The organism is Roseobacter weihaiensis (assembly GCF_020622345.1).
Classification (GTDB): domain Bacteria; phylum Pseudomonadota; class Alphaproteobacteria; order Rhodobacterales; family Rhodobacteraceae; genus Roseobacter; species Roseobacter weihaiensis.
This window is the reverse complement of the sequence record NZ_JACNMO010000024.1, coordinates 35,749-55,229: the sequence shown is the minus strand read 5'-3', so window position 1 is coordinate 55,229 and position 19,481 is coordinate 35,749. Positions and strand designations below refer to the sequence as shown.

Below are 19,481 nucleotides of genomic sequence, written 5' to 3'. Positions count from 1 at the left end.
TATGACAGGCGGTTTCCTTGATGGCGATGTCTTCAAAGGGCTCGCCTTTCGCATCCTGCTGTTTCTGACGCTGGCGTTGCTGCCCTTTGGCCTGATCGCCGTGTTTCAGACCCGAGAGATTGCCCGTCAGGCGAATTCCAATTCCGAACTGTCTTTGCTGGCCCTCACCGATCAGGCGGCCAGTGCCGAGCGGTCGATCTTTCAGGAAGCCTTTGGTGCGGCAGAAGCCCTGAGCGCGCTGGCCCAGCTTTATGCACGGGACGCGCGCGCCTGCTCGACGTTTCTGGAGGCATATCGGCGGGCGGTGGGGCGCTATTCCTTCATCGGGTATCTTCCCCCTGACGGTGTCATGCGGTGTTCCTCTGCGGGTAGCGAATTTGATTTCAGCGGTTTTCCCGGTTTCGTGGAAGAAGTCGAAGCGCCAAGGCGCCAGATCACCTGGAACCCCGAAGGCGCGATCAGCGGTGAACCGGTACTGGTGCTGTCGCAGCCGTTTTTTACCCGCGTAGGCTTTGCGGGTTTCATGACAATGTCCGTCCCGCTGACGGTCATCGCGGCCGAGATGGCCTCGCCGCTGCAAGGTATGCCGGCCAATATCGTGACCTTCAACGCCGATGGCGTCATTGTCCGCTCTGACCGGGCCAGAGAGATTACGGACATCGACCTGCCAGCCAGCAAACCGCTGAGCAAACTGGTCGGGCAAGAGCCCACCGTCTTCAAAGACATAAATTTTGACGGCGCCTCCCGCATCTATGCGGTTGTGCCTGTTGTGCCGGGTGTCGCCTACGCAATGAGCATCTGGCGACCCGACGAAATGCAAGAGAGCCTGCGCCAGTCCATTGGCCTGAGCCTGTCGCTGCCGGTGCTGATGTGGCTGGCGAGCCTCGTGGTGGCCTTTTGGTCGTTGAACCGGCTGGCGGTGCGCCATATCCGCAAGCTTGGCCGTCAGATGCGCCATTTTGCCTATAACCGCAGGGTACCCCGGACCGCCTTGGGGCAGGGCGTCCCCCGAGAACTGGTAGAAATTCAGAAAGCTTTTGTGCGGATGGCCGATTCAATCGTGCGGGACGAGGCCGCTTTGGAAAATAACCTGCGCGACAAAAACATCCTGCTGAAAGAAGTCCATCACCGGGTGAAAAACAATCTGCAGCTGATCTCCTCGCTGATGAACATGCAGATCAGGCGCGCGCAGTCAGACGACGCCCGGCAGGTGCTCAAACGATTGCAGGACCGTCTGCTCAGCCTCGCGACAGTGCACAAGAACCTCTATCAGACCGAGGATCTGGACCGCGTGGACGCGGGCAAGCTTGTCGAAGAGATCATCGGCCAGCTTTTGGTCATGGGCCTGTCTGCCGCGCGCGGCGTGCAGCTCACGCAGCAATATGCGTCGATCGAGATGGATGCGGATGATGCAGCCCCGCTGACCTTGCTGGTCTCCGAGGCACTCACCAACGCGTTGAAATATCTCGGGCCGCCCCGCGATGGTGGACCTACCCGGCTTGAGATATCGCTGAAAAAGACCGACGAAGCCGAGGCGGAATTCTGCATCGTCAACTCGACCGCCGGTGCCCAGGGCAGCGCAGGCACCGGTCTGGGCTCACAGCTCATCAGCGCCTTCGCACGTCAGTTGAACGGCCATGTGGAAGTTGGATTTGAAAACGATGAGCACGCGTTAAAGCTCCGGTTTCCAATTCTGCAACGCGTCAAGGACGCTTACGATTTCTGAACCAATTCCTCCTATGAAACAGGCTTTGTGCGTTTCGGCCTGTAGGGATTTGGTATGTCGATTGAGCTTTTTGCAATTGGGTCCAGTGGTTTGGCGCTGGTTGCGGTTATCCTGATGGTCGCCACACGCACGGACGATGCGCCCACCCAAGACCTGCCCCGGCCCGATCCAAAAAGCGCTGCGCGGAAATCGCGTTAAAAGGGCGGGGGCGCAAAACTCTTTTCATCTGCGCGGTTCCACCGATTGCGATAGTCAGACAGCACGGCTGACTCCTCCTCCGTGTTCAGCAAGAACCCTTCCGGCAGATAGGTAAAGGCGTCGCTGGCTTCGACCATCTTTTTGTCCCCCAGCCGCAGCATCATGTGTTGCGGCATGAAATCTCCGGGCTGTCCAAGCCCTGCCGCCCCTGTCATCTCGCCCAAGGCTTTGAGCGTATTGCGGTGATAGCGCGCCACCCGGTGCGATTTTGATCCGACATCCAGCGCACGGGCCCGCACCGGGTCTTGTGTGGCCACACCCACGGGGCAGTGATTGGTGTGGCAGGCCTGCGCCTGAATGCAGCCGATGGCAAACATGAACCCGCGGGCTGAATTGCACCAATCCGCCCCCAGCGCCAACGCCCGCGCCACATCGAAGGCCGAGACGATCTTGCCCGCCGCCCCGATCTTGATCTGATCGCGCAGGCCCGCCCCCCGCAGCGTGTTGTGCACAAAGGCCAGCCCTTCGACCATCGGCATGCCCACATGGTTGGTAAATTCGACCGGAGCTGCCCCGGTGCCGCCTTCGGTCCCGTCGACCACAATGAAATCCGGGACAACGCCGGTTTCCAGCATGGCTTTGACCATGCACATGAACTCGCGTCTGTGGCCGATACACAGCTTGAAACCGACAGGTTTGCCACCCGACAGCTCGCGCAGCTTTGCGATGAACGCCATCATCTCCAGAGGGGTCGAAAAGGCGGAATGCGCCGCGGGAGACACACAGTCCACACCCATCGGAATGCCGCGCGCTTCGGCGATCTCCTCGCTGATCTTGGAGGCGGGCAGCATGCCGCCATGGCCCGGGTTTGCGCCTTGGCTCAGCTTGATCTCGATCATCTTGATCTGGTCGAGGCTGGCCGTTTCACGGAATTTATCGGGGTTAAAAGTCCCATCCCCGTTGCGGCACCCGAAATACCCGGAAGCCACCTGAAAGATCAGGTCTCCCCCGCCGGTCTTGTGATAGCGGCTCACCGAGCCTTCGCCGGTGTCATGCGCAAATCCGCCCATCTTTGCGCCCTTGTTCAGAGCCTCGATGGCATTGCCTGAAAGCGAGCCAAAGCTCATCGCCGAAATATTGTAGATCGACGCGTTATAAGGTTGCGTACAGGCCGGCCCACCGATCATCACGCGGAAATCGGTATCTTCGATGTGGATCGGGCAGACCGAATGGGTCACCCAGGCATATCCCGCATCGTAAACCCGCATGCGTGTCCCGAAAGGGCGCTTGTCCTCCTGCCCCTTGGCGCGCTGATAAACAAGAGACCGCGCATCCCGCGAAAACGGCTCTTCATCCTGATCGGATTCAATCAGGTACTGGCGGATCTCCGGCCGGATCCCCTCGAACAGAAACCGCATATGCCCCAGAACAGGGTAGTTCCGCAGGATGGAGTGATCCGGCTGTCGCAGGTCATGCACGCCCAGCAGGGTCAATGCGCCAAAGGCCACGAAAGGGATCAGAAGCCAGGGTCCCCAGATCGCAGCCGCAACCAGGCAAAGAAGGGTCATGAGAGCGACAACAGCGAGCGTGGTAAACCGCAACATCTGTTCCAAAGCGTGCATAGATCATTCCCTTTTCGAATCCCGCGGCAGCGACCTGCTCGATCAAATCAGCTGCCCCTGATCGTGTGACATTGCGGGACTATGTGCAAGGATTTGCCTTGGACGGTCAGACATTTAGTTGCGCAGGAGCGCCGGTCAGGATTTGAGGGGCCGTGTCAGGCAGCCGGGTGGCTAGCGCAGCCCCTCGCGCGCAATAAAGCTGGCCAGATCCAGTATGATCCGCCCCCGTGCCGCCGCGATTGCCGCAGGGCCTGCCGCAGGGTCAAAACCCACCGCCAAATCGAACAGGCCCGATCGCTCCCGCCGCCCGTCGGGCACGGCCACGAAATACTGCCCCGCAGCACGGTACTGCCCATCCGTCCCGGCAATCAGGGTTTCGAACCGCACGTCGAGCCGCGCGTCCGGGAAGGCGTCAAAAGGCCAGGGATCAGAGGCGACCCGCGCGCCGGTGATCTGCGCCAGATGCCTGCTCAGCTCCAAGGCGACCGCCCGGTCGGGTGTGTCGGCCCAAAGGACGCGGCCATCGCTGACCACCCTGCCATCCCCGGCGCGGATCGTGATCTCATCGGCAGCGGCATAAGCAGGCAGGGACACATCGCGCACTTCCAGCGCGCCAAAGGCAATCCGTTGCGTCTGCGCTGTTGTGGGCTGGGTCACCGCATAACGGTCCGGTGACGCCCCACAGGCCGCCAGCGCCCCGATCAATGTCAAAACGTGCAAAAGAGGTTTCATTTATCGCCCTCGTATCAAAGCGCTGGGGTTGCGTTCAAGCAAACGTGCAAGGGCTGTAATGGCATCTGCCGCCTGAGAGATATCGCGCAGCGCAGCCTGTGCATCCCGGCTGACCACCTCGCCCTTGTTGTACCCGGCAATCGTGGCGCTGGCCTGATCGAAAACCTCTGTGATGCGGTCCACAAGCGCGGGCAGATCACGGGTGGAAAGGGCCACCGCGTCCGCCGCATCCCGGCTCGACTGCAACGTTGCATTCACATTGGCAACGGCCCCTCCGGCGCGCAGTTCCGACAAGGTCGCCTCCAACGCGTTGAACGCGCCGGCCAGCGACAAGGGCAGGTCCTGCATGGCGGGGGCGCCCAGCACATCATCCGCCGAGTTGAGGATCTGCGTGATCTGTGCGGTGAGCTCTTCCAGCGGCAGGGCGGCGGCTTTCTCCGCCACACCGCCCAACTGGTCTACCAGCCTTGGCAGGCCCTCAACCGAGCTGCCCAGCGTGTCTGCGGCGGTGGTCGCGGTATCTATCGCGGCCAAAATCCGCGCCACGGCCTGCTCTTGCTCTATCTGGGCTAGGATCATGTCCAGCCGCGTCAGTGCCGTGTTCAGCGTCACGGGGATTTCAGTGACGCTATCGGAGGTGACAACCCCGCGAATATCCCCCAGCAAGGCCCTCAGATCCTGCGGGGCGGCGCGCAGATCGTCGCTTGTCAGAAGGCTCTGCGCGCTCTCCAGAAAGCTGATCGCGCTGATCAAGAGGTCTTCGATCGGCAGGCTGTTGATACGGGTAAAGACACCTTCGACGGTCGCCGCCGCATCCGAGATTTCGCTTGCCGTTGAGGGCATTTCCGGGACCGGGCCGCTCGCTACGTCAATCTCGGCAGGGGGGCTATCCTCGACCTCGACCAGCTCCACCTTCAATCCGCCGGTCAGCAAGTTGCCGGATGCCAGTCTCGCCCGCAGACCGTTGCGTACACGTTCACCAAGAAAGGCCAGCGCCGCTTCGGGCGTCACGTCACCTGAAAGCCCCAGGCGGGCCGGCTGAATACCCAGCACAACACTGAGCCGCACGCGGTTATCGCCGTAGGTGTCCTCATCCACGATGCCGGAGAGGTTCTCAACCGACCCGATCCGCAGCCCGCTCAGCTCCACCGGCGCGCCGAGCGAGAGGCCCGAGATATTCTCGTCAAAGATCACCCGCATCTCCAGGATTTCCACCTCGGAAGCGTTAAAGACACTGTTGCGCGCATCCGTATCCGAGGCGAAGACTTCAAAAACCGATCCGTCTCCGACCGGTGCCCCGCCCGAGACAAACGTGTCAAAGGTAATGCCCCCGCCGACGAGCGACGCCAGCGAGGAGAAATCGACCTGAGCCCCGGCCGGCCCGATCGACACGCTGAACCCGGATGTGTCCCAAAACCGCGTTGAGGGGGTAATCAACCGACCATGCGGGTCGTAGATAATGGCCTCGGCGATGGCGAAGTTACCCCGTTCCGAGATCCGCGCGGTCCCGACGCGACCCACTTCTATCCCCCGGTAGAGGATCGGCGTGTTATCGGTCAGCGACCCGCCGGGGATGGACCGCAAGGCGATTTGCAACCCTTCCTCGCCCGGTCGATAGAGCGGCGGTGTCGCAAACCCACGGAAACTGTCGCGGGGCGGCCCGATTTCACCGTCCCAGGAGCCTTCGATAAAAACACCGCTCAGCACCGTGTCCAGCCCGCTGACACCCTGCGCGGTCAATTCCGGCTGCACGACCCAGAAGGTGGCGGCGGAATCGATAAAGGGGGCGACTTCCTTCTCCACCCGCACCCGTGCAATCACCGATTGCAGACCTTCGCTGAACTGCAGCTCTTCTACGACACCCACTCTGACATCGCGAAACCGCAGATCCGTTTCGCGCGCGGTGATCCCGGCCCCATTGGAAAATTCAATGGATATCAGAGGACCACGGTCATTGTAGGACTGCCAGGCTACCGCCAGTGCGATGACCAGCGCCGCCAGCGGAATGACCCAGACAATCGACATGTTCCTGAAGGCCGGTCTTTCATCCGCATCAATGGACACGGGGGGGACGTCAGTCATCTTCGGTTCTTTCTTCCTACGCGTCGTCGGCGTCCCAAATCATCCGGCTGTCAAAGGCCTGTGCAGAAAGCATAGTGAAAATAACCGACAAGGCAAAAAACAGACTGGCAGGCCCCGGATAGATCGCAACCACGACGTTGAGTTGCACCAGAGAGGACAGGATCGCAACCACAAAGATATCAATCATCGACCAGCGCCCGATGTACTCTACCACCTCGAAAAGCATCTGACGCTGTCCTTTGGAGACCGAGGAGGGCCGTTGCACCGAAACCGCCAGAAAGGCAATGGCCAGAAACTTGCCGATGGGGATTGCGACCGAGGCAAAGAGAATGATCGCGGCAACGGCATAGCTGCCATAGTGGACAAGCTCGATAGCGCCGCCGATGATCGTGTCCCGCTGGGTATAGAAAAATGTCCGCGTCTGCAGCATCGGATAGAGGTTCGCAGGCACGTAGCACATCAGCCCAATCACCCAGAACGCCCAGACCCGTTGCAGGCTTTTGCGGTCGCGCCCGACCAGCCTATGCCCGCAGCGCGTGCAACGATCCACCTCTTGCGGCCAGACCTGCTGGCAGCGCTGGCACGCCACCAGGCCCAGCTGGCGCGCTGTTACGATTTTCGCCGTGTGCTCAACGCGTTCCATACGGACCACCTGCAAATGAAATTTTCCTGCACCACAACCAGCACAACCAGTGCCGCAAACATCCAGAAGGCCGGGCCAAAGGTGACATCGGCCAGATCGCTGATCTTGATGACGGCCACCGCGCAGCCGATGGCGAAGATTTCAGCCATCGACCAGGGACGCAGCGTCTCTGCCAGGCGAAAGGCCCTGGCGGCGTGGCGGGCGGGCGGGCGGTCCGCCACCAGGGGGACCAGCACGTAGAGAGACAACAGCACACGACAGAGCGGGATCAGAAAGATCAGCGCCGCTGTGGCCAGCGACAGCAGGATCAGCGGCCCGTCACTGAAGGCAAGGGCCGCGTCTATGATGGAGACCGAATTGCTCGCTCCGACGGCATGGACCGACAGAAACGGAAAGAAGGCCGCCCCGAGGATCAGGATCACGATTGCAACCGACAGCGCGATGATCTGAAGCCCCGCCTTGCGCCGCGGTGTGATGAGAACGGTGGCGCAGCGCTGACAAACCGCCCGCTGTCCGTTTTCAGGGCGCTTCAGCGCAAAAACGGCGTCACATCTGGGACAGACAATCAGGTCGGCACGCGGTTTCAAGGGCAGCGTGGGGACACCCGAGGCCGCTTCAGACAATGACACCGCCGTCATCGTCGTCCCCCGTCGCCTGCTGCAGGCGTTCAAGGTCGATGACCCGGAACCGGCGTTTGTCGATGAACTCCAGAATGCCATCCGACTTCAACTTGCCGATCTGACGGCTGACTGTTTCAACCGTAAGCCCCAGATAGTTGGCGATATCGCCCCGCGACAGCGGCAGAACCAGATCGGGGCGCATACCATCCTTACGGTCAAAATGCTGGCGTCGCACAACCATTTCCACAAAGGTGGCGATCTTTTCGCCCGCGGTTTTACGCCCCAGCAGCAGCATCCAGTCGCGGGCGGCATCCAACTCGTCCATCGCCAGTTCGATCATGCGCTGCGAGATATGCGGCACGTCCTTCAAAAGCTGGTCGAAGGGCGCTCTGTCGAAGCAACACAAGACGACATCGCTGGCCGCCGTCACATCAAAGTCGATTCGTGTTCTGCCGGGGTGGCCGATGAAATCAGACGGCAGCAGCAGGCCCACCATTTGCGTCCGCCCGTCCTCCATCGTCTTCTCAAGCGTCGCCACCCCCTCGATCACCGAGGCCACATATGTCAGATCATCCCCGCGCCAGAAGATTGCTTCACCGGCCTTGAAAGACCTGTATTTCTTCATCGACTCAAGCAACATGAGCTCGGCATGGTCACAACGGGAACAGACCGCCCGATGCTGGATCGGGCAGTCTGTGCATTTTACACCGGAGATTACATTATTCTTCAAAAACTTGACCTACATCAAACGGTCGGGCGCACTTGGGCCTAGTATAGCCGGATGGAGAACTTGGAACAACTGCGTTGCTCGGGACTGTTCGACGCACGTGTGCCGCGGTACACGAGTTATCCTCCGGCTGACCGGTTTGTTGCCGCCGAAGGTAAGTTGTTCCAGCAGGACTGGCTGCGCGCCGTGCCGGCACACGAGAAGATTTCTCTCTATATTCACGTGCCCTATTGCGAAAACCTGTGCTGGTTTTGCGCCTGCCGGACACAGGCGGCAGATCGGCAGGACGTCGTCTCCGCCTATATCGACATCATCCAAAAGGAGCTGGCTCAGGTCAGCGCCAGAATGCCCTCCGGCGTGCGGCTCGCGCGCCTTTACATTGGCGGAGGCACGCCGACCTTGCTGGCGCAACCCGTCATGGACCGGCTGCTTGATGATGTCTTTGCGGCTTTCCCAAAGGCAGTGGGGTTTGAGGGGTCGATCGAAATCGATACAACGCAGGTCCGCGAAGACCTGATCCACGGCCTGATCGCGCGCGGCATGAACCGCGCGATTGTCGGAGTGCAGGATTTTGACCCAAATGTGCAAAAGCAGATCGGACGTCGGCAGAGCTTTGACCAGACCCTCAAGGTGGTGCGCAAGCTGCGCCGCGCCGGTCTGGAGTTTCTGGATATGGAGTTGCTTTACGGGCTGCCGTCGCAGTCAAGCACCTCCATTGCCGAGACGACGCAACAGGTCTTGGCGATGGATCCGGATCGTCTGGCGGTCTGCGAATATGTGCATGTGCCGAACCTCGCCAAACGTCAGATCATGATCGACGCGCGCCATCTGCCCGCAGCCGAGGATGCCTTTGTGATGTCGCAGGTGGCCCGGCATATTCTGGTATCGGACGGCTACGAGCCCATCGGGATCGATCATTATGCCCGGCCGGACGACACGCTGGTCGCAGCCCGCAACGGTATCAAATTGCAACGTGATTTTCAGGGCTATTCGGATAACGCCTCTTATGCGCTCATCGGGTTGGGGGCCTCCGCGATTTCGCGCTTTCCGCAAGGGTTTGTGCAGAACCTATCGGCCACGTCGCTCTACACGAAAAGCATCCGGGCAGGCGTGCTGGCCGGGCACCGGGGCTATGCAATGACCCACGCGGATCAGGTCATTGGAAAAATGATCGAAATGCTGATGTGCCAGTTCCGCATTGATCGCACGGCGATGCTTGAAAGCTACCCCGATGCCGAACGCTTCGTGGACACGGCTTTCAGAAATCTCAGCAGGATTTACGACCCCTATCTGGAGATCACCGACGACAGCATCAACGTAAAGCCGATGGCCCACCCTTTGGCGCGGATGATGTGCTACAGTCTTGAGCAGCTGAGCACCCCCGCCTAGCCTTCAGGCGCTTTCGACGCAGGGGCCTTTGCAGGCGGGCAGTTGCCCGCCCCCGCTTTTTCAACGACAGTATATCCGCGCGGGCTGGGCAGGAAACCGGCCGCGCAGGCGCAACGGGAGACCAGAATGAACACCGCCCAGGATGGCAGACCCCGTATAGGCTTTTTCGTGACCTGCATTGTGGATGCGATGCGCCCCAATATCGGCTTTGCCAGTCTCAAGCTTTTGGAGGACGCCGGATGTGATGTTTCGGTCCCTGCCGCACAGACCTGTTGCGGCCAGCCTGCGTTCAACAGCGGGGATGATGCAACCACCCGCAGGCTGGCCCGTCAGGTGATCGAGGCCTTTGAACCTTTTGACTATATCGTCGTGCCCTCCGGGTCCTGCGCCAGCATGATCCGCAGCCATTATGGGGAATTGTTTCAGGACGATCCGGACTGGCAGGCCCGACAAAAGCCCGTCTCGGCCAAAACCTGGGAGATTCTGAGTTTCCTGACCGATGTGTTGCACTACACACCCAAGGGTGTTCGTTACCCCGGCACCGCCACCTATCACGATAGTTGCTCCGGCCTGCGGGATCTGGGAGTGCACGATCAGCCGCGCGCGCTGCTGGCCGAGGTCGATGCGCTCGATCTGGTGCCGCTTGAGGGCAACACCGAATGCTGCGGGTTCGGCGGGACCTTCTGCGTGAAATACCCCGAACTTTCCACCGCGATCGTGGCGGAGAAGGCCGCCAAAATCAAAGCAACCGATGCGGACACCCTGTTGGGGGGCGATATGGGGTGCCTGATGAACATGGCCGGCAAGCTGAGCCGCGACGGATCGGACCTGCGCGTCTTTCACACGGTTGAAGTGCTGGCAGGCATGGCAGACGGCCCCGGCATCTGCGCCCCGAGGCTCAAATGAAACAGACGTCGCATCGGTTTTCCCAAAACGTGACCCGCGCGTTGGCTGAACCAACGCTCAAACTCGCCCTGGACCGGACAACGACCCTGCTGCGCAGCCGACGCGCCAGGGTAATCGCTGATTTTCCGCAATACGCCCAGGCCCGCGAGACCGCGCAAAAGATCAAGGATCACACGCTCGACAATCTGGGTCATTACCTGCGGCAGTTCGAACAAAACGCCATCGCCAGCGGCGCGCAGGTCCATTGGGCCGCCACCCCGGCCGAGGCGCGCAAGATCGTGACCGACATCTGCACCGCGGAAGGGGCCAAGACCGCCACCCGCGTGAAGTCCATGCTGGGCGAGGAGATCGGCATCGGTGAGGCGCTTGCCGAGGCAGGTGTCGAACGGATCGAGACCGATCTGGCCGAGCATATCATTCAGCTCGCCGGGGACCCGCCTTCGCATATCGTGATGCCCGCGATGCACAAGACCCATGAACAGGTGGCGGAGCTCTTTGCGGACAAACACGCGCAACCGAGTGCCACCCAGGACGTGCCCGCCCTGGTGGAAAGCGCGCGACGCGAGCTGCGGCCCAAGTTCCTCAATGCCGACATCTCGATCTCGGGCGCGAATTTCCTGATTGCGGACACAGGCTCTTTCATCACGGTGACAAACGAGGGCAATGCCGAGCTGACCACCACCCCGCCCAGGACCCATATCGTGACCGTGGGCATTGAGAAGATGGTCCCGAGCCTGAAGCATGCCGCCGTGTTCCTGCGGCTGCTGTCCCGCGCCGCGATCGGGACGGAGATCACGCAATACACCACCTTTTACAACGGGCCCAAGCGGGCAGGGGACCGCGACGGACCAGAGAGGGTGCACATCGTGCTGGTAGACAACCACCGCTCTGACATGCTGTCGGATTTCCTGCGCCCGATGTTACGCTGCATTCGCTGCGGGGCCTGCATGAACCATTGCCCGGTCTATTCCGCGGTGGGCGGGCATGCCTACGGCGCGGTCTATCCCGGTCCGATGGGGTCGGTGCTGACCCCTGCAATGACCGGGTTGAAAGGGTCCAAGGATTTGCCCAACGCCTGTACGCTCAATGGCCGCTGCAAGGAGGTTTGCCCGGTGAACATCCCCCTGCCTGACATGCTGCGGTCGCTGCGCGCGCGACAGTTTGATGCCGGTATGGCAAGCCCTAGGACGGCATGGAGCCTGCGGCTCTGGGCGATGCTGGCCACGCGGCCCGCGCTTTACCGGCTGGCCACGGGGGCGGCCAATATCGGGCTGCGGGTCCTGGCGCGGGGGCGCGGCAAGATCAGCGCGGTGCCACTGGCCGGCGGCTGGACCCGGACCCGTGATCTGCCCCAGCCCGAGGCGGGCACCTTCATGCAGCAGTACAAGAAGAAAAGGCATTAGCCGATGTCCCGCGACGCCATTCTTGCCAAGATCGACCGGGTCAACGGGAAAGGCGACCCCTCCGGTATCGCTGAACTTGCCGCCGCCCTGATCGCAGAACCGGATGGGTTTCGCGCGACATTCCCCGACCGGCCCACCTATGAGAGGTTTGTGGCAAAGGCGACGTCCGACACCGTCACGGCAACAGTGGAACCGCTTTCGGGTCTGAGCGCGTTGCCTGCCGCCATTGCCGCGTATCTTACGGAAAATGGCCTAGCACAGCATATCGCGCTGCAGCCCCGCGACAGTCTGACCGCGCTTGATTGGACCGGGTTTGAGACTGCGGCAAGCGCCCGGATGGACGAACCCGTGGCCGTGACATTTGCCGATGCGGGCATTGCGGAAACCGGCTCGCTGGTGTTCCAATCCGCACCGGATGCCCCGGTGCTGCTGAACTTTCTGCCGTTGCATCACCTGGTCGTCATCCGTAAAGACACGATCCTGCCGCATATGGAGGATGCATTTGAGCGTTTTGGCACCTTGGCGTCAGACCAGCAGCGCAGCCTCAATATCATCACAGGCACCAGCGGCACCGCTGATATCGAGGCCAGAAATGTCCGCGGCGCACATGGACCAAGGTACATGCATATATATATATATTGTATCGATAGTTAATTTTTTAACATAATGTTGATTACACAGACCAACTCTGGAACACGACAAAACCGCCATGGATCACTTCACCGTGGGCCACGGTCGATTACTGTCGATTTTTCCCACGTCCGACCACATGTCTTTCAAATGTTCACAAGCCTTTTCGGCAAGAAAGGATAGTTTAGAATGACACGGACCGGATATCTGGGCGCGGCCCTTTTTCTGCTGGGCGCCTGCTCCACGATCGAAAGCGAAACGTTTCAGACAATCGAGCTGAATGGCCAGCCCACTGAACTGCGTACCCGGACAATTGCCGGCCCTGATGGGAGCGCTGTGACCCATAGCGTGCGGTCAAGCAATGGGACGTATCGGACCTGCGATCCGGATCAACCGGGCTCCTGCGCGTCGGCGGCGCGTGCGGATGCGGGTGGGAAAGGCAGATAGTCAGCTGGTGGCGGTCTCGGCCAGGCTACCAAAAATCGTCTTGGCGTGATCGCGCAGGTAGATGCGCAGCCACGGGGTAAACCGGTCGGGCGCGTTTTCGACCTGGATCAAAAGATCTGGGAACCGCACCCATTCCACCGCCATCACCTCCTCGGGGTTGGGGTCGATCTGCAGGCTGTCGTCGGCATTGGCAACAAAGACATCGACCACCTCATGCTCGATCAGGCCACCGCCCACCTCGGCGCGGTACTCCAGATGGTGTCGGTGGTGCGGGGTCAGACCTTTGAGGCCCAGCTCGTCGTCCAGCCGACGCACCGCGCAGGCACCGGGGGCCTCATCCCATGCGGGATGGGTACAGCAGGTATTCGTCCAGAGCCCGGGCGTGTGGTATTTGCACAGGGCGCGCTGCTGCATCAGCACCTTGTCGCCCTTGAGCACAAAGACGGAAACCGCCTTGTGTCGCAGCCCCTTCACATGGGCTTCGAGTTTTTCAACCGGGGTCAGATTTCCGTTGACCCAGGCCGGGATCATGATGGTCATACACGTGTCGTTGCCACAATGCCCGTCAGATGCGCAAGGTTTTTCAGGCCGATCTTCAGATGCGCCATGGGCCGCGCCCGGACGAGCTTCTTGTTCATATAGGCTTCGAACGTCAGCCGCTGCACATCGATATCATGGCAGAGTGAGACAAAACGTTCGCGCCGCTCGTCGCTGCGGTAATAGGCATTCTGCATGGAACCCAGCACCCGAAAGACCATTTTATGCTCTTTCATGAAAAGCTGCCGCGCCAGCCGCAGATCCTTGACCCGGCCCGAGGCGAGCGTGGCCGCACAGGCCGTGGCGGCCACACGACCCCCGACCATGGCATAATAGATGCCTTCGCCGGAACTGGGGGCCACGACACCCGCGGCATCGCCCGCCAGCAACACGTCTTTGCCGTTGTCCCACCGATCCAGCGGGCGCAGCGGGATCGGCGCACCCTCCTTGCGAATGGTTTCGCAATCCGCCAGACCCGAGGCCACACGCAGGGCGGCTGTCGCCTCCTTGAGGTTGACCGAGGACTGCTCGGTCCCCATGCCCACGCTGGCGCTGTTGCCATGCGGGAAAACCCAACCATAAAAATCGGGCGAAATCGCACCGTCATAAATGACATCGCAGCGCTGGGGGTCGTAGATGGCGGATTTTGGCGGGGCCTTGATGATCTCGTGATAGGCAAAGACCAGCGGCACCTTGTCGGCGTCCTTGACCTCTGCCAGCCCGACGCGGGATTTCGCACCATCCGCCCCGATCACCAGCTTGCAGGGCAACTCGCGTTCCTCCTGCGTGGCCTTGTCACGGTAGATCACCACGGGCGTGCCCTCCGGGCGGTCGATCCGCACGAATGTGCCGGTGAAGTATTCAGCCCCGGCCTCTGCTGCGCGGGCGCGCAGGAAGGGGTCGAATTCCTTGCGATCCACCATACCGACAAAGCCGTTCTCGATGGGGATATCCACATGCCGCCCGGTGGGAGAGATCATGCGCGCGGTGTTCACCTTGGCCAGAAGCTGATCTTCGGTGATGTGAAAATCCTGCATCAGACGCGGCGGGATCGCCCCGCCGCAGGGCTTGATCCGCCCTTCGCGGTCCAGCAACGCGACCTTATGGCCTGAATTGACCAGATCAAGGGCTGCCGTGGCCCCCGATGGGCCACCTCCAACAACGACAACATCATACATAGATCATTCTCCCGGCATCAGGGCAGGTCGCGCCTCAGCGCCTGCGGTGGGTGAGGTCAGCCGCAGCGCAAGGGCTGCCGCGACCAAGAAAACAAAACCTTCGAAGGCAAAGACGCTGCCGTAAGCCAGCGCGTCCATCGATGTGAGCAGGCGCATGATGTCGACCATGGCGGTGCCCGCAAAAGACCCCAGCCCAAAGGCGATGGCCTGTGCCGCGCCAAAAAGACCCATGCGCAGACCTTCACTGCCATCGCCGCCTTCGCGGGCCAGGCCCATCATCGCGCCGATGGCCGCCACGGCGAAAGCACCATTGGCCAAGCCGAGAACAAAGACATTCGCCGCAATCGGCCAGGTGCTCGCATGCAGGCCGCCATAGGCCAGCCCCCCCAGCGAAACCCCGGACAAAAGGCAGCCGCCGACAACCCAGACCCGCAGGGAAACGGTCACCCAGCGCGCCAGAAACGTACCGGCAAAAAGCACCGTGACCATCCCTGCAAGCGCCCCGGCGTGGTGCATGCCGCCCAGCTTGGTGCTTTCGCCCACCGACAGGCCAAAGACATGGCCCGCGAAGGGTTCAAGAATGAGGTCCTGCAGGTTGTAGGCCAGCATGGAGGCAAAGACGAAAATGGTGAAAATCCGCACCCTCCGATCGGTCCAGAGCGCACGGACCACACCGCGGAAGTCGCCTTGCTTCTTTTCGATGACACGTTTCTCACCCCGCTCCTGCCCCCAGATGCCAACAACACTCAGGCAGAGCGCCACAGCGCAGACCCCAAGCGTCACCACAACCAGACGTGTGTGCGTGTAAGGATCAAGCAACAGGCCGGCGGTGATGCCGGTGGCGGCAAGGCCAAAGATCATCATGATCCAGACCAGACTGCCGGCCGGGGCCTGCCGCGCCGCACTGACGCGGGTAGACAACAGCGCCAGCAGATTCGTGCCTGCCGAGCCGATGCCCAGACCAATCAACAGGAAAGACGGCACCGCCGCCGCAATCCCCATCCAGGCCGCCCGCTCCATCAATCCGACAGAAAGGGCAGCCGATATGGCGCCGGCGGCCAGCAGCGCAACGCCGCCCAGAATCCAGGGGGTACGGCGCCCCCCCTGATCGGCCCCATGGCCAAAGCGCGGGCGCAAGAACTGGGTGCCGTAGTATAGGGAGACCAACAGACCCGGCAGGATCGCGGGCATCGCCAACTCGACCACCATCACCCGGTTCATTGTCGCCGTGGTCAGCACGACAATCGCGCCCAGCGACATCTGCACCAACCCCAGCCGCGCAATGCCAAACCAGCTCAGCATCAGATCAGCCCCCGCACGGCAAAGGCGGTGACCATCATCCCACTGATATAAAGCAGCACGCCGGTGCCGTTATACCAGGGCGCTTTGGCCTTGGGGTCCTTGAACATCACGGTCATGGCCCAGAATTGCAGCAGCAAAACCGCACCGACCCCTGCGGCATGCAGCGGCTTGTCCCAGAAAAACAAAAGCCCCACGACAATGGCCTGCGGCACCGCCATCACAATGCAGGCCACCTGCGCGGCCCGCACCGGCCCCAGCGTCACGGGCAGGGAATTCACTCCCATCTGCCGGTCGCCTTCCAAGGCCTTGAAATCATTCAGCGTCATGATCCCATGCGCGCCAATCCCATAAAGCAATGCGACCGTGATAACAGGTAAGCTCGGCGCGCCCGCACTCAGGACGGCAGCACCGGTGAACCACGGCAGGGTCTCGTAGCTGAGCCCCACCAGCCCCGGGCCCCACCAGCCGGAGCGTTTCAGGCGGATGGGTTCGACCGAATAGGCCCAGGCCGCCAGCACGCCCACCACCGTCGCCCCAAAGCCCCAAGGGCCAAGCTGCCAGCCCACGAGAAGCGAAAGAGCTGTCATCGCCAGGGCGATCCACAATCCCCAACGGCCCGGAATGCGCCCCGAAGGAATCGGTCTGTCGGGTTCATTGATCGCATCGACATGGCGGTCGCACCAGTCATTGGCCGCCTGGCTCATCCCGCAGACAATCGGCCCCGCGAGAACAACACCAAGGATCACCAGACCCCATTGCCCGGCAGGCCACACGCCAGAGGAGACAACCCCACAAAGATAGGCCCACATCGGCGGGAACCAGGTGATCGGCTTGATAAGCCGCAAGGCGGCTGCGGGCTCCGGATATCGCCGCGACTGTATGATCTGAGTGACAGACATGTGTCAACTATGGCTGACACTTTGAGTCGGTGCAATAGGGTCTGGCGCGTCAAACTAGCCGTTTTTACTCAGCAGACCGTATTTGCGCAGCTTCACGTAAAGGCTTTGCCGGGACAGGCCCAGCATTTCAGCCGCCGCCACCCGATTATTCCCGGTGAGTTCGACCGCTGTCTCGATGCACATCTTCTCGACCACATCCGTCGTTTCAGCCACGATATCCTTGAGCGAGGCCGAACCGACCAGATCCATGACATTGCGTGCAGGCTCGGCCGGAACCTGTGCCGCCCCGCCGCCGCCCGTGGCCGCGCGGGCGGTCTCCGCCCGGCTGACGTCCCTGATAATGCACCCGATGGCGGGCACATCACTGTCGACCAGATGGGTTGCGGAAATCTCCACCGCCAGACGCGTGCCGAGATCGTTGATCAGCTTGGTGGCATAAATCTTCATACGCCCCGACCGTTGCGGCTGGTCGGTCAGCACGGCCAGATCAATCTGACCCCGGCCAAGAAAATCGCCAAGACTGCGGCCCACAACGTCAGACAAATGCGCGGCCCCCACCAGATCGAGGAAGCTTTCGTTTACAGAGACGATGTTGCCCTTGGGCGACATGAAGAGCATGGCATCACTGCCCGCCCGGAAAAGCGCCAAGGCATGTTCAGAGGCGGTATCGGGTGCACTCTTCTCCTCCCCTTCGATGGCCAGACGGCACATCAGAACCCGCTGCCCGCCAGCGCGGAACACAACAGGGTAGGCGATGATCGTGGCCTTCGTGCGGCTGGCCGTCAGGGTCACGCGCCCGCCCTCTTCGGCAAGCGTCGCGTTCATCAGGCTTTCCGTCAGCTCCACACTGGAGCGGTCCGCGAAATTCTGGGCGAACGCGCTGCCGCGCAGGGCATCCGTGCTCAGCCCCAGCAGCGTGGCCGCCGCCTCATTGGCATCTTCGACCCGCCCGCTCTGAACGGAGACAAAAACCACCGCCTGTTTGATGTTGGCCAACAGCACCCGGTACCGCGCATCAAATTCGCGGCGCGCTTCATAGCCTTGCTCCAGAGCGATCTGGGCCTGCACCAGCTGCTGTTGCGTCTCGGCAATCGGGCGCAAATCACGGCCCAGCAACAGGGCTGCATTCTCCTGACCGAACCGGTGAAAGGTATAGCGGACAGGATATTGCCAAACGGCATTGTCAGTGTGATTCAGCTCCAATTGCTTTTTGGGCACCTCGCCAACCAGATAGGAGGCATGGGCCTTTTCAAATTTGGGAATGGACTCGCGCGTCAGGAAATCGGCAATCGGGCGCCCCTCCCAGTGCTTGAGATTGCCAAAGGACTCGCTGTGTTGATTGATGACAACCGACAGGATGATCGCCTCAGCCGATACGACCAGCGCGATATCCGCGGCGGCCCCAATAATACTACTGAGAAATTCCGGCTCAATCAGCGGTACTGATCCGCTGCTCCAAAAAGTGTTGCCGCCGGTTTTCATAAAAATTTCTGAGAAATCTTGCGCTTCGTACAATATGCGACCGCTTCCTCAGCGACATTCGTTACGATATCGGCGCCCGTCAAATCAATCACGTCTTTTTCTTTCATCTTCATCGCACCGCCGACGGCCACAATCGGACCTGTTGGGGCGGCGGTTCGGATTGTCTGCACCGTTCGCGCAACACTTTCAAGGGTCTCTCGCCGTGCGCAGGTAATCAGCACAAGGTCGGGGATACCCTGCATCAGTCGCGTGGTCAGGGTCGCAGCATCTTCGTCGTAGGACATCGCGACATCGCAGCCCATGCGGCGCATCTGGCCTGCCACAACGCTCGCCCCCAGAAAGTGCTGTTCGTCATTTGGCACCACGACCAGCGTGTTCAGCTCTGCCTCTTCTGTAGGAGACGTGAACCCTGTCGTCGCCGTGGCCTCGCTCAGGAGCGCCTGCAGGCGCATGACCCCGATGGTGACCTCGGCAAAACTGATCCTGTCGTCCACCCAGAGCTCGCCCAGCAGGCGGGCGGTGGCAGGGACGTAAAGATCAATGATGGCATCCACGGTCAGCCGGTGGCCGCGCAACTCCGCCAACAGGTCCGCCGCCGAAAAGCCACTTGACGCCAATGTCAGACGCACCATGTGATCGAGTACAAACTGGCGCAGGCCCTCACAGGAAACGACCTGCCTGCCCCTCAGGACAGATATAACGGTCGACGCGAGCGCATCTACGTGTTCGGGTCGATTGCGCTGAACGCCACGCGGGTCAATTTGATCGTCCATCGACATGGCTCATCCTCGGCCAACTCTTTCCTTGGAACGCACAAGCAGAGGCCTGCACAGAGTCGGTATGGCGAAAATCGTCTACCCTTGACAGGCAAATGTCAAATCAAATTGACAGTTTTTACCTGCTCGGCATAGAAAAATCAGCAGGAAATCGAGCATTTATTCAATTATTGTAGGGTTTA

19 protein-coding genes are annotated in these 19,481 nt (G+C 60.9%); 7 read left to right on the top strand and 12 right to left on the bottom strand.

All coding sequences use genetic code 11. The features are described from left to right. Position 1: 1 nt before the first annotated feature. Both H7847_RS20710 and H7847_RS20705 read left to right on the top strand, forming a co-directional pair. Positions 2-1,726 (top strand): sensor histidine kinase, encoded by a 1,725-nt coding sequence (locus H7847_RS20710; RefSeq protein WP_227271394.1) that lies wholly within the window; start codon positions 2-4, stop codon positions 1,724-1,726. 54 nt (positions 1,727-1,780) lie between these two features. After that, on the top strand, positions 1,781-1,924 hold the full coding sequence (locus H7847_RS20705) for a hypothetical protein (protein ID WP_227271393.1): 144 nt from the start codon (positions 1,781-1,783) through the stop codon (positions 1,922-1,924). Here the strand turns inward: H7847_RS20705 and H7847_RS20700 are convergent. The 6 genes from H7847_RS20700 to fnrL form a co-directional block, all read right to left on the bottom strand. Beyond that, a complete protein-coding gene (locus tag H7847_RS20700; protein ID WP_227271392.1) occupies positions 1,921-3,546 on the bottom strand; it encodes an FMN-binding glutamate synthase family protein in 1,626 nt (541 codons plus the stop codon). The genes H7847_RS20705 and H7847_RS20700 overlap by 4 nt on opposite strands. A gap of 171 nt (positions 3,547-3,717) precedes the next feature. Next, entirely contained in the window at positions 3,718-4,278 is a 561-nt protein-coding gene (locus H7847_RS20695; protein WP_227271391.1) for a PqiC family protein, read from the bottom strand. Further along, positions 4,279-6,360 carry a PqiB family protein gene (locus tag H7847_RS20690; protein ID WP_227271390.1) on the bottom strand — a complete coding sequence of 694 codons (2,082 nt, stop codon included), beginning with the start codon at positions 6,358-6,360 and terminating at the stop codon, positions 4,279-4,281. A gap of 16 nt (positions 6,361-6,376) precedes the next feature. Beyond that, positions 6,377-7,003 (bottom strand): paraquat-inducible protein A, encoded by a 627-nt coding sequence (locus H7847_RS20685; RefSeq protein WP_227271389.1) that lies wholly within the window; start codon positions 7,001-7,003, stop codon positions 6,377-6,379. Then, positions 6,970-7,641: a paraquat-inducible protein A gene (locus tag H7847_RS20680; protein WP_227271388.1), complete on the bottom strand. Its 672-nt coding sequence runs from the start codon at positions 7,639-7,641 to the stop codon at positions 6,970-6,972. The genes H7847_RS20685 and H7847_RS20680 overlap by 34 nt, the downstream gene beginning before the upstream one ends. Then, entirely contained in the window at positions 7,619-8,353 is a 735-nt protein-coding gene (gene fnrL / locus H7847_RS20675) for a transcriptional regulator FnrL (protein WP_406676027.1), read from the bottom strand. The genes H7847_RS20680 and fnrL overlap by 23 nt, the downstream gene beginning before the upstream one ends. A 60-nt stretch (positions 8,354-8,413) precedes the next feature. Here fnrL and H7847_RS20670 point away from each other — a divergent pair, with 60 nt between their 5' ends. From H7847_RS20670 to H7847_RS20650, 5 genes are all read left to right on the top strand, one after another. Next, positions 8,414-9,739, top strand: a complete 1,326-nt coding sequence (locus tag H7847_RS20670) for a radical SAM protein (RefSeq protein ID WP_227271386.1) — start codon at positions 8,414-8,416, stop codon at positions 9,737-9,739. 126 nt (positions 9,740-9,865) lie between these two features. Then, the gene (locus H7847_RS20665) at positions 9,866-10,645 is read left to right on the top strand and encodes a (Fe-S)-binding protein (RefSeq protein WP_227271385.1); all 780 of its coding nucleotides are present in this window, start codon (positions 9,866-9,868) and stop codon (positions 10,643-10,645) included. Next, positions 10,642-12,048 (top strand): lactate utilization protein B, encoded by a 1,407-nt coding sequence (locus tag H7847_RS20660; protein ID WP_227271384.1) that lies wholly within the window; start codon positions 10,642-10,644, stop codon positions 12,046-12,048. The genes H7847_RS20665 and H7847_RS20660 overlap by 4 nt, the downstream gene beginning before the upstream one ends. 3 nt (positions 12,049-12,051) lie before the next feature. Further along, positions 12,052-12,702: a LutC/YkgG family protein gene (locus H7847_RS20655; protein ID WP_227271383.1), complete on the top strand. Its 651-nt coding sequence runs from the start codon at positions 12,052-12,054 to the stop codon at positions 12,700-12,702. Between the two features lie 165 nt (positions 12,703-12,867). Further along, positions 12,868-13,125: a hypothetical protein gene (locus tag H7847_RS20650; protein WP_227271382.1), complete on the top strand. Its 258-nt coding sequence runs from the start codon at positions 12,868-12,870 to the stop codon at positions 13,123-13,125. Here the strand turns inward: H7847_RS20650 and idi are convergent, their stop codons facing one another. From idi to H7847_RS20620, 6 genes are read right to left on the bottom strand one after another with little or no spacing between them, the layout of a single operon-like run. Further along, complete coding sequence (gene idi / locus H7847_RS20645) at positions 13,126-13,665, bottom strand: isopentenyl-diphosphate Delta-isomerase (RefSeq protein WP_227271381.1); 540 nt, start codon at positions 13,663-13,665, stop codon at positions 13,126-13,128. It lies immediately after the preceding gene. Then, positions 13,662-14,840 (bottom strand): geranylgeranyl diphosphate reductase, encoded by a 1,179-nt coding sequence (locus tag H7847_RS20640; RefSeq protein ID WP_227271380.1) that lies wholly within the window; start codon positions 14,838-14,840, stop codon positions 13,662-13,664. The genes idi and H7847_RS20640 overlap by 4 nt, the downstream gene beginning before the upstream one ends. Positions 14,841-14,843: 3 nt before the next feature. After that, positions 14,844-16,142 (bottom strand): BCD family MFS transporter, encoded by a 1,299-nt coding sequence (locus H7847_RS20635; RefSeq protein WP_227271379.1) that lies wholly within the window; start codon positions 16,140-16,142, stop codon positions 14,844-14,846. Continuing rightward, positions 16,142-17,041, bottom strand: a complete 900-nt coding sequence (gene chlG / locus H7847_RS20630) for a chlorophyll synthase ChlG (RefSeq protein ID WP_227271378.1) — start codon at positions 17,039-17,041, stop codon at positions 16,142-16,144. Before chlG ends, H7847_RS20635 begins: the two co-directional genes overlap by 1 nt. Positions 17,042-17,095: 54 nt before the next feature. After that, positions 17,096-18,523, bottom strand: a complete 1,428-nt coding sequence (gene ppsR, locus H7847_RS20625; RefSeq protein WP_227271377.1) for a transcriptional regulator PpsR — start codon at positions 18,521-18,523, stop codon at positions 17,096-17,098. After that, a complete protein-coding gene (locus H7847_RS20620; protein ID WP_227271376.1) occupies positions 18,520-19,296 on the bottom strand; it encodes a cobalamin B12-binding domain-containing protein in 777 nt (258 codons plus the stop codon). Before H7847_RS20620 ends, ppsR begins: the two co-directional genes overlap by 4 nt. Positions 19,297-19,481 lie beyond the last annotated feature (185 nt).

Bases quoted from the DNA above. Each gene is read 5' to 3' on its own strand.
- H7847_RS20640 (WP_227271380.1), bottom strand. From the start codon at position 14,840: ATGTATGATGTTGTCGTTGTTGGAGGTGGCCCATCGGGGGCCACGGCA.
- H7847_RS20620 (WP_227271376.1), bottom strand. From the start codon at position 19,296: ATGGACGATCAAATTGACCCGCGTGGCGTTCAGCGCAATCGACCCGAA.
- chlG (WP_227271378.1), bottom strand. From the start codon at position 17,041: ATGTCTGTCACTCAGATCATACAGTCGCGGCGATATCCGGAGCCCGCA.
- H7847_RS20680 (WP_227271388.1), bottom strand. From the start codon at position 7,641: ATGACGGCGGTGTCATTGTCTGAAGCGGCCTCGGGTGTCCCCACGCTG.
- H7847_RS20660 (WP_227271384.1), top strand. From the start codon at position 10,642: ATGAAACAGACGTCGCATCGGTTTTCCCAAAACGTGACCCGCGCGTTG.
- H7847_RS20650 (WP_227271382.1), top strand. From the start codon at position 12,868: ATGACACGGACCGGATATCTGGGCGCGGCCCTTTTTCTGCTGGGCGCC.
- H7847_RS20635 (WP_227271379.1), bottom strand. From the start codon at position 16,142: ATGCTGAGCTGGTTTGGCATTGCGCGGCTGGGGTTGGTGCAGATGTCG.
- H7847_RS20690 (WP_227271390.1), bottom strand. From the start codon at position 6,360: ATGACTGACGTCCCCCCCGTGTCCATTGATGCGGATGAAAGACCGGCC.
- H7847_RS20685 (WP_227271389.1), bottom strand. From the start codon at position 7,003: ATGGAACGCGTTGAGCACACGGCGAAAATCGTAACAGCGCGCCAGCTG.
- H7847_RS20705 (WP_227271393.1), top strand. From the start codon at position 1,781: ATGTCGATTGAGCTTTTTGCAATTGGGTCCAGTGGTTTGGCGCTGGTT.
- H7847_RS20665 (WP_227271385.1), top strand. From the start codon at position 9,866: ATGAACACCGCCCAGGATGGCAGACCCCGTATAGGCTTTTTCGTGACC.
- H7847_RS20655 (WP_227271383.1), top strand. From the start codon at position 12,052: ATGTCCCGCGACGCCATTCTTGCCAAGATCGACCGGGTCAACGGGAAA.
- idi (WP_227271381.1), bottom strand. From the start codon at position 13,665: ATGACCATCATGATCCCGGCCTGGGTCAACGGAAATCTGACCCCGGTT.
- ppsR (WP_227271377.1), bottom strand. From the start codon at position 18,523: ATGAAAACCGGCGGCAACACTTTTTGGAGCAGCGGATCAGTACCGCTG.
- H7847_RS20700 (WP_227271392.1), bottom strand. From the start codon at position 3,546: ATGCACGCTTTGGAACAGATGTTGCGGTTTACCACGCTCGCTGTTGTC.
- H7847_RS20710 (WP_227271394.1), top strand. From the start codon at position 2: ATGACAGGCGGTTTCCTTGATGGCGATGTCTTCAAAGGGCTCGCCTTT.
- H7847_RS20695 (WP_227271391.1), bottom strand. From the start codon at position 4,278: ATGAAACCTCTTTTGCACGTTTTGACATTGATCGGGGCGCTGGCGGCC.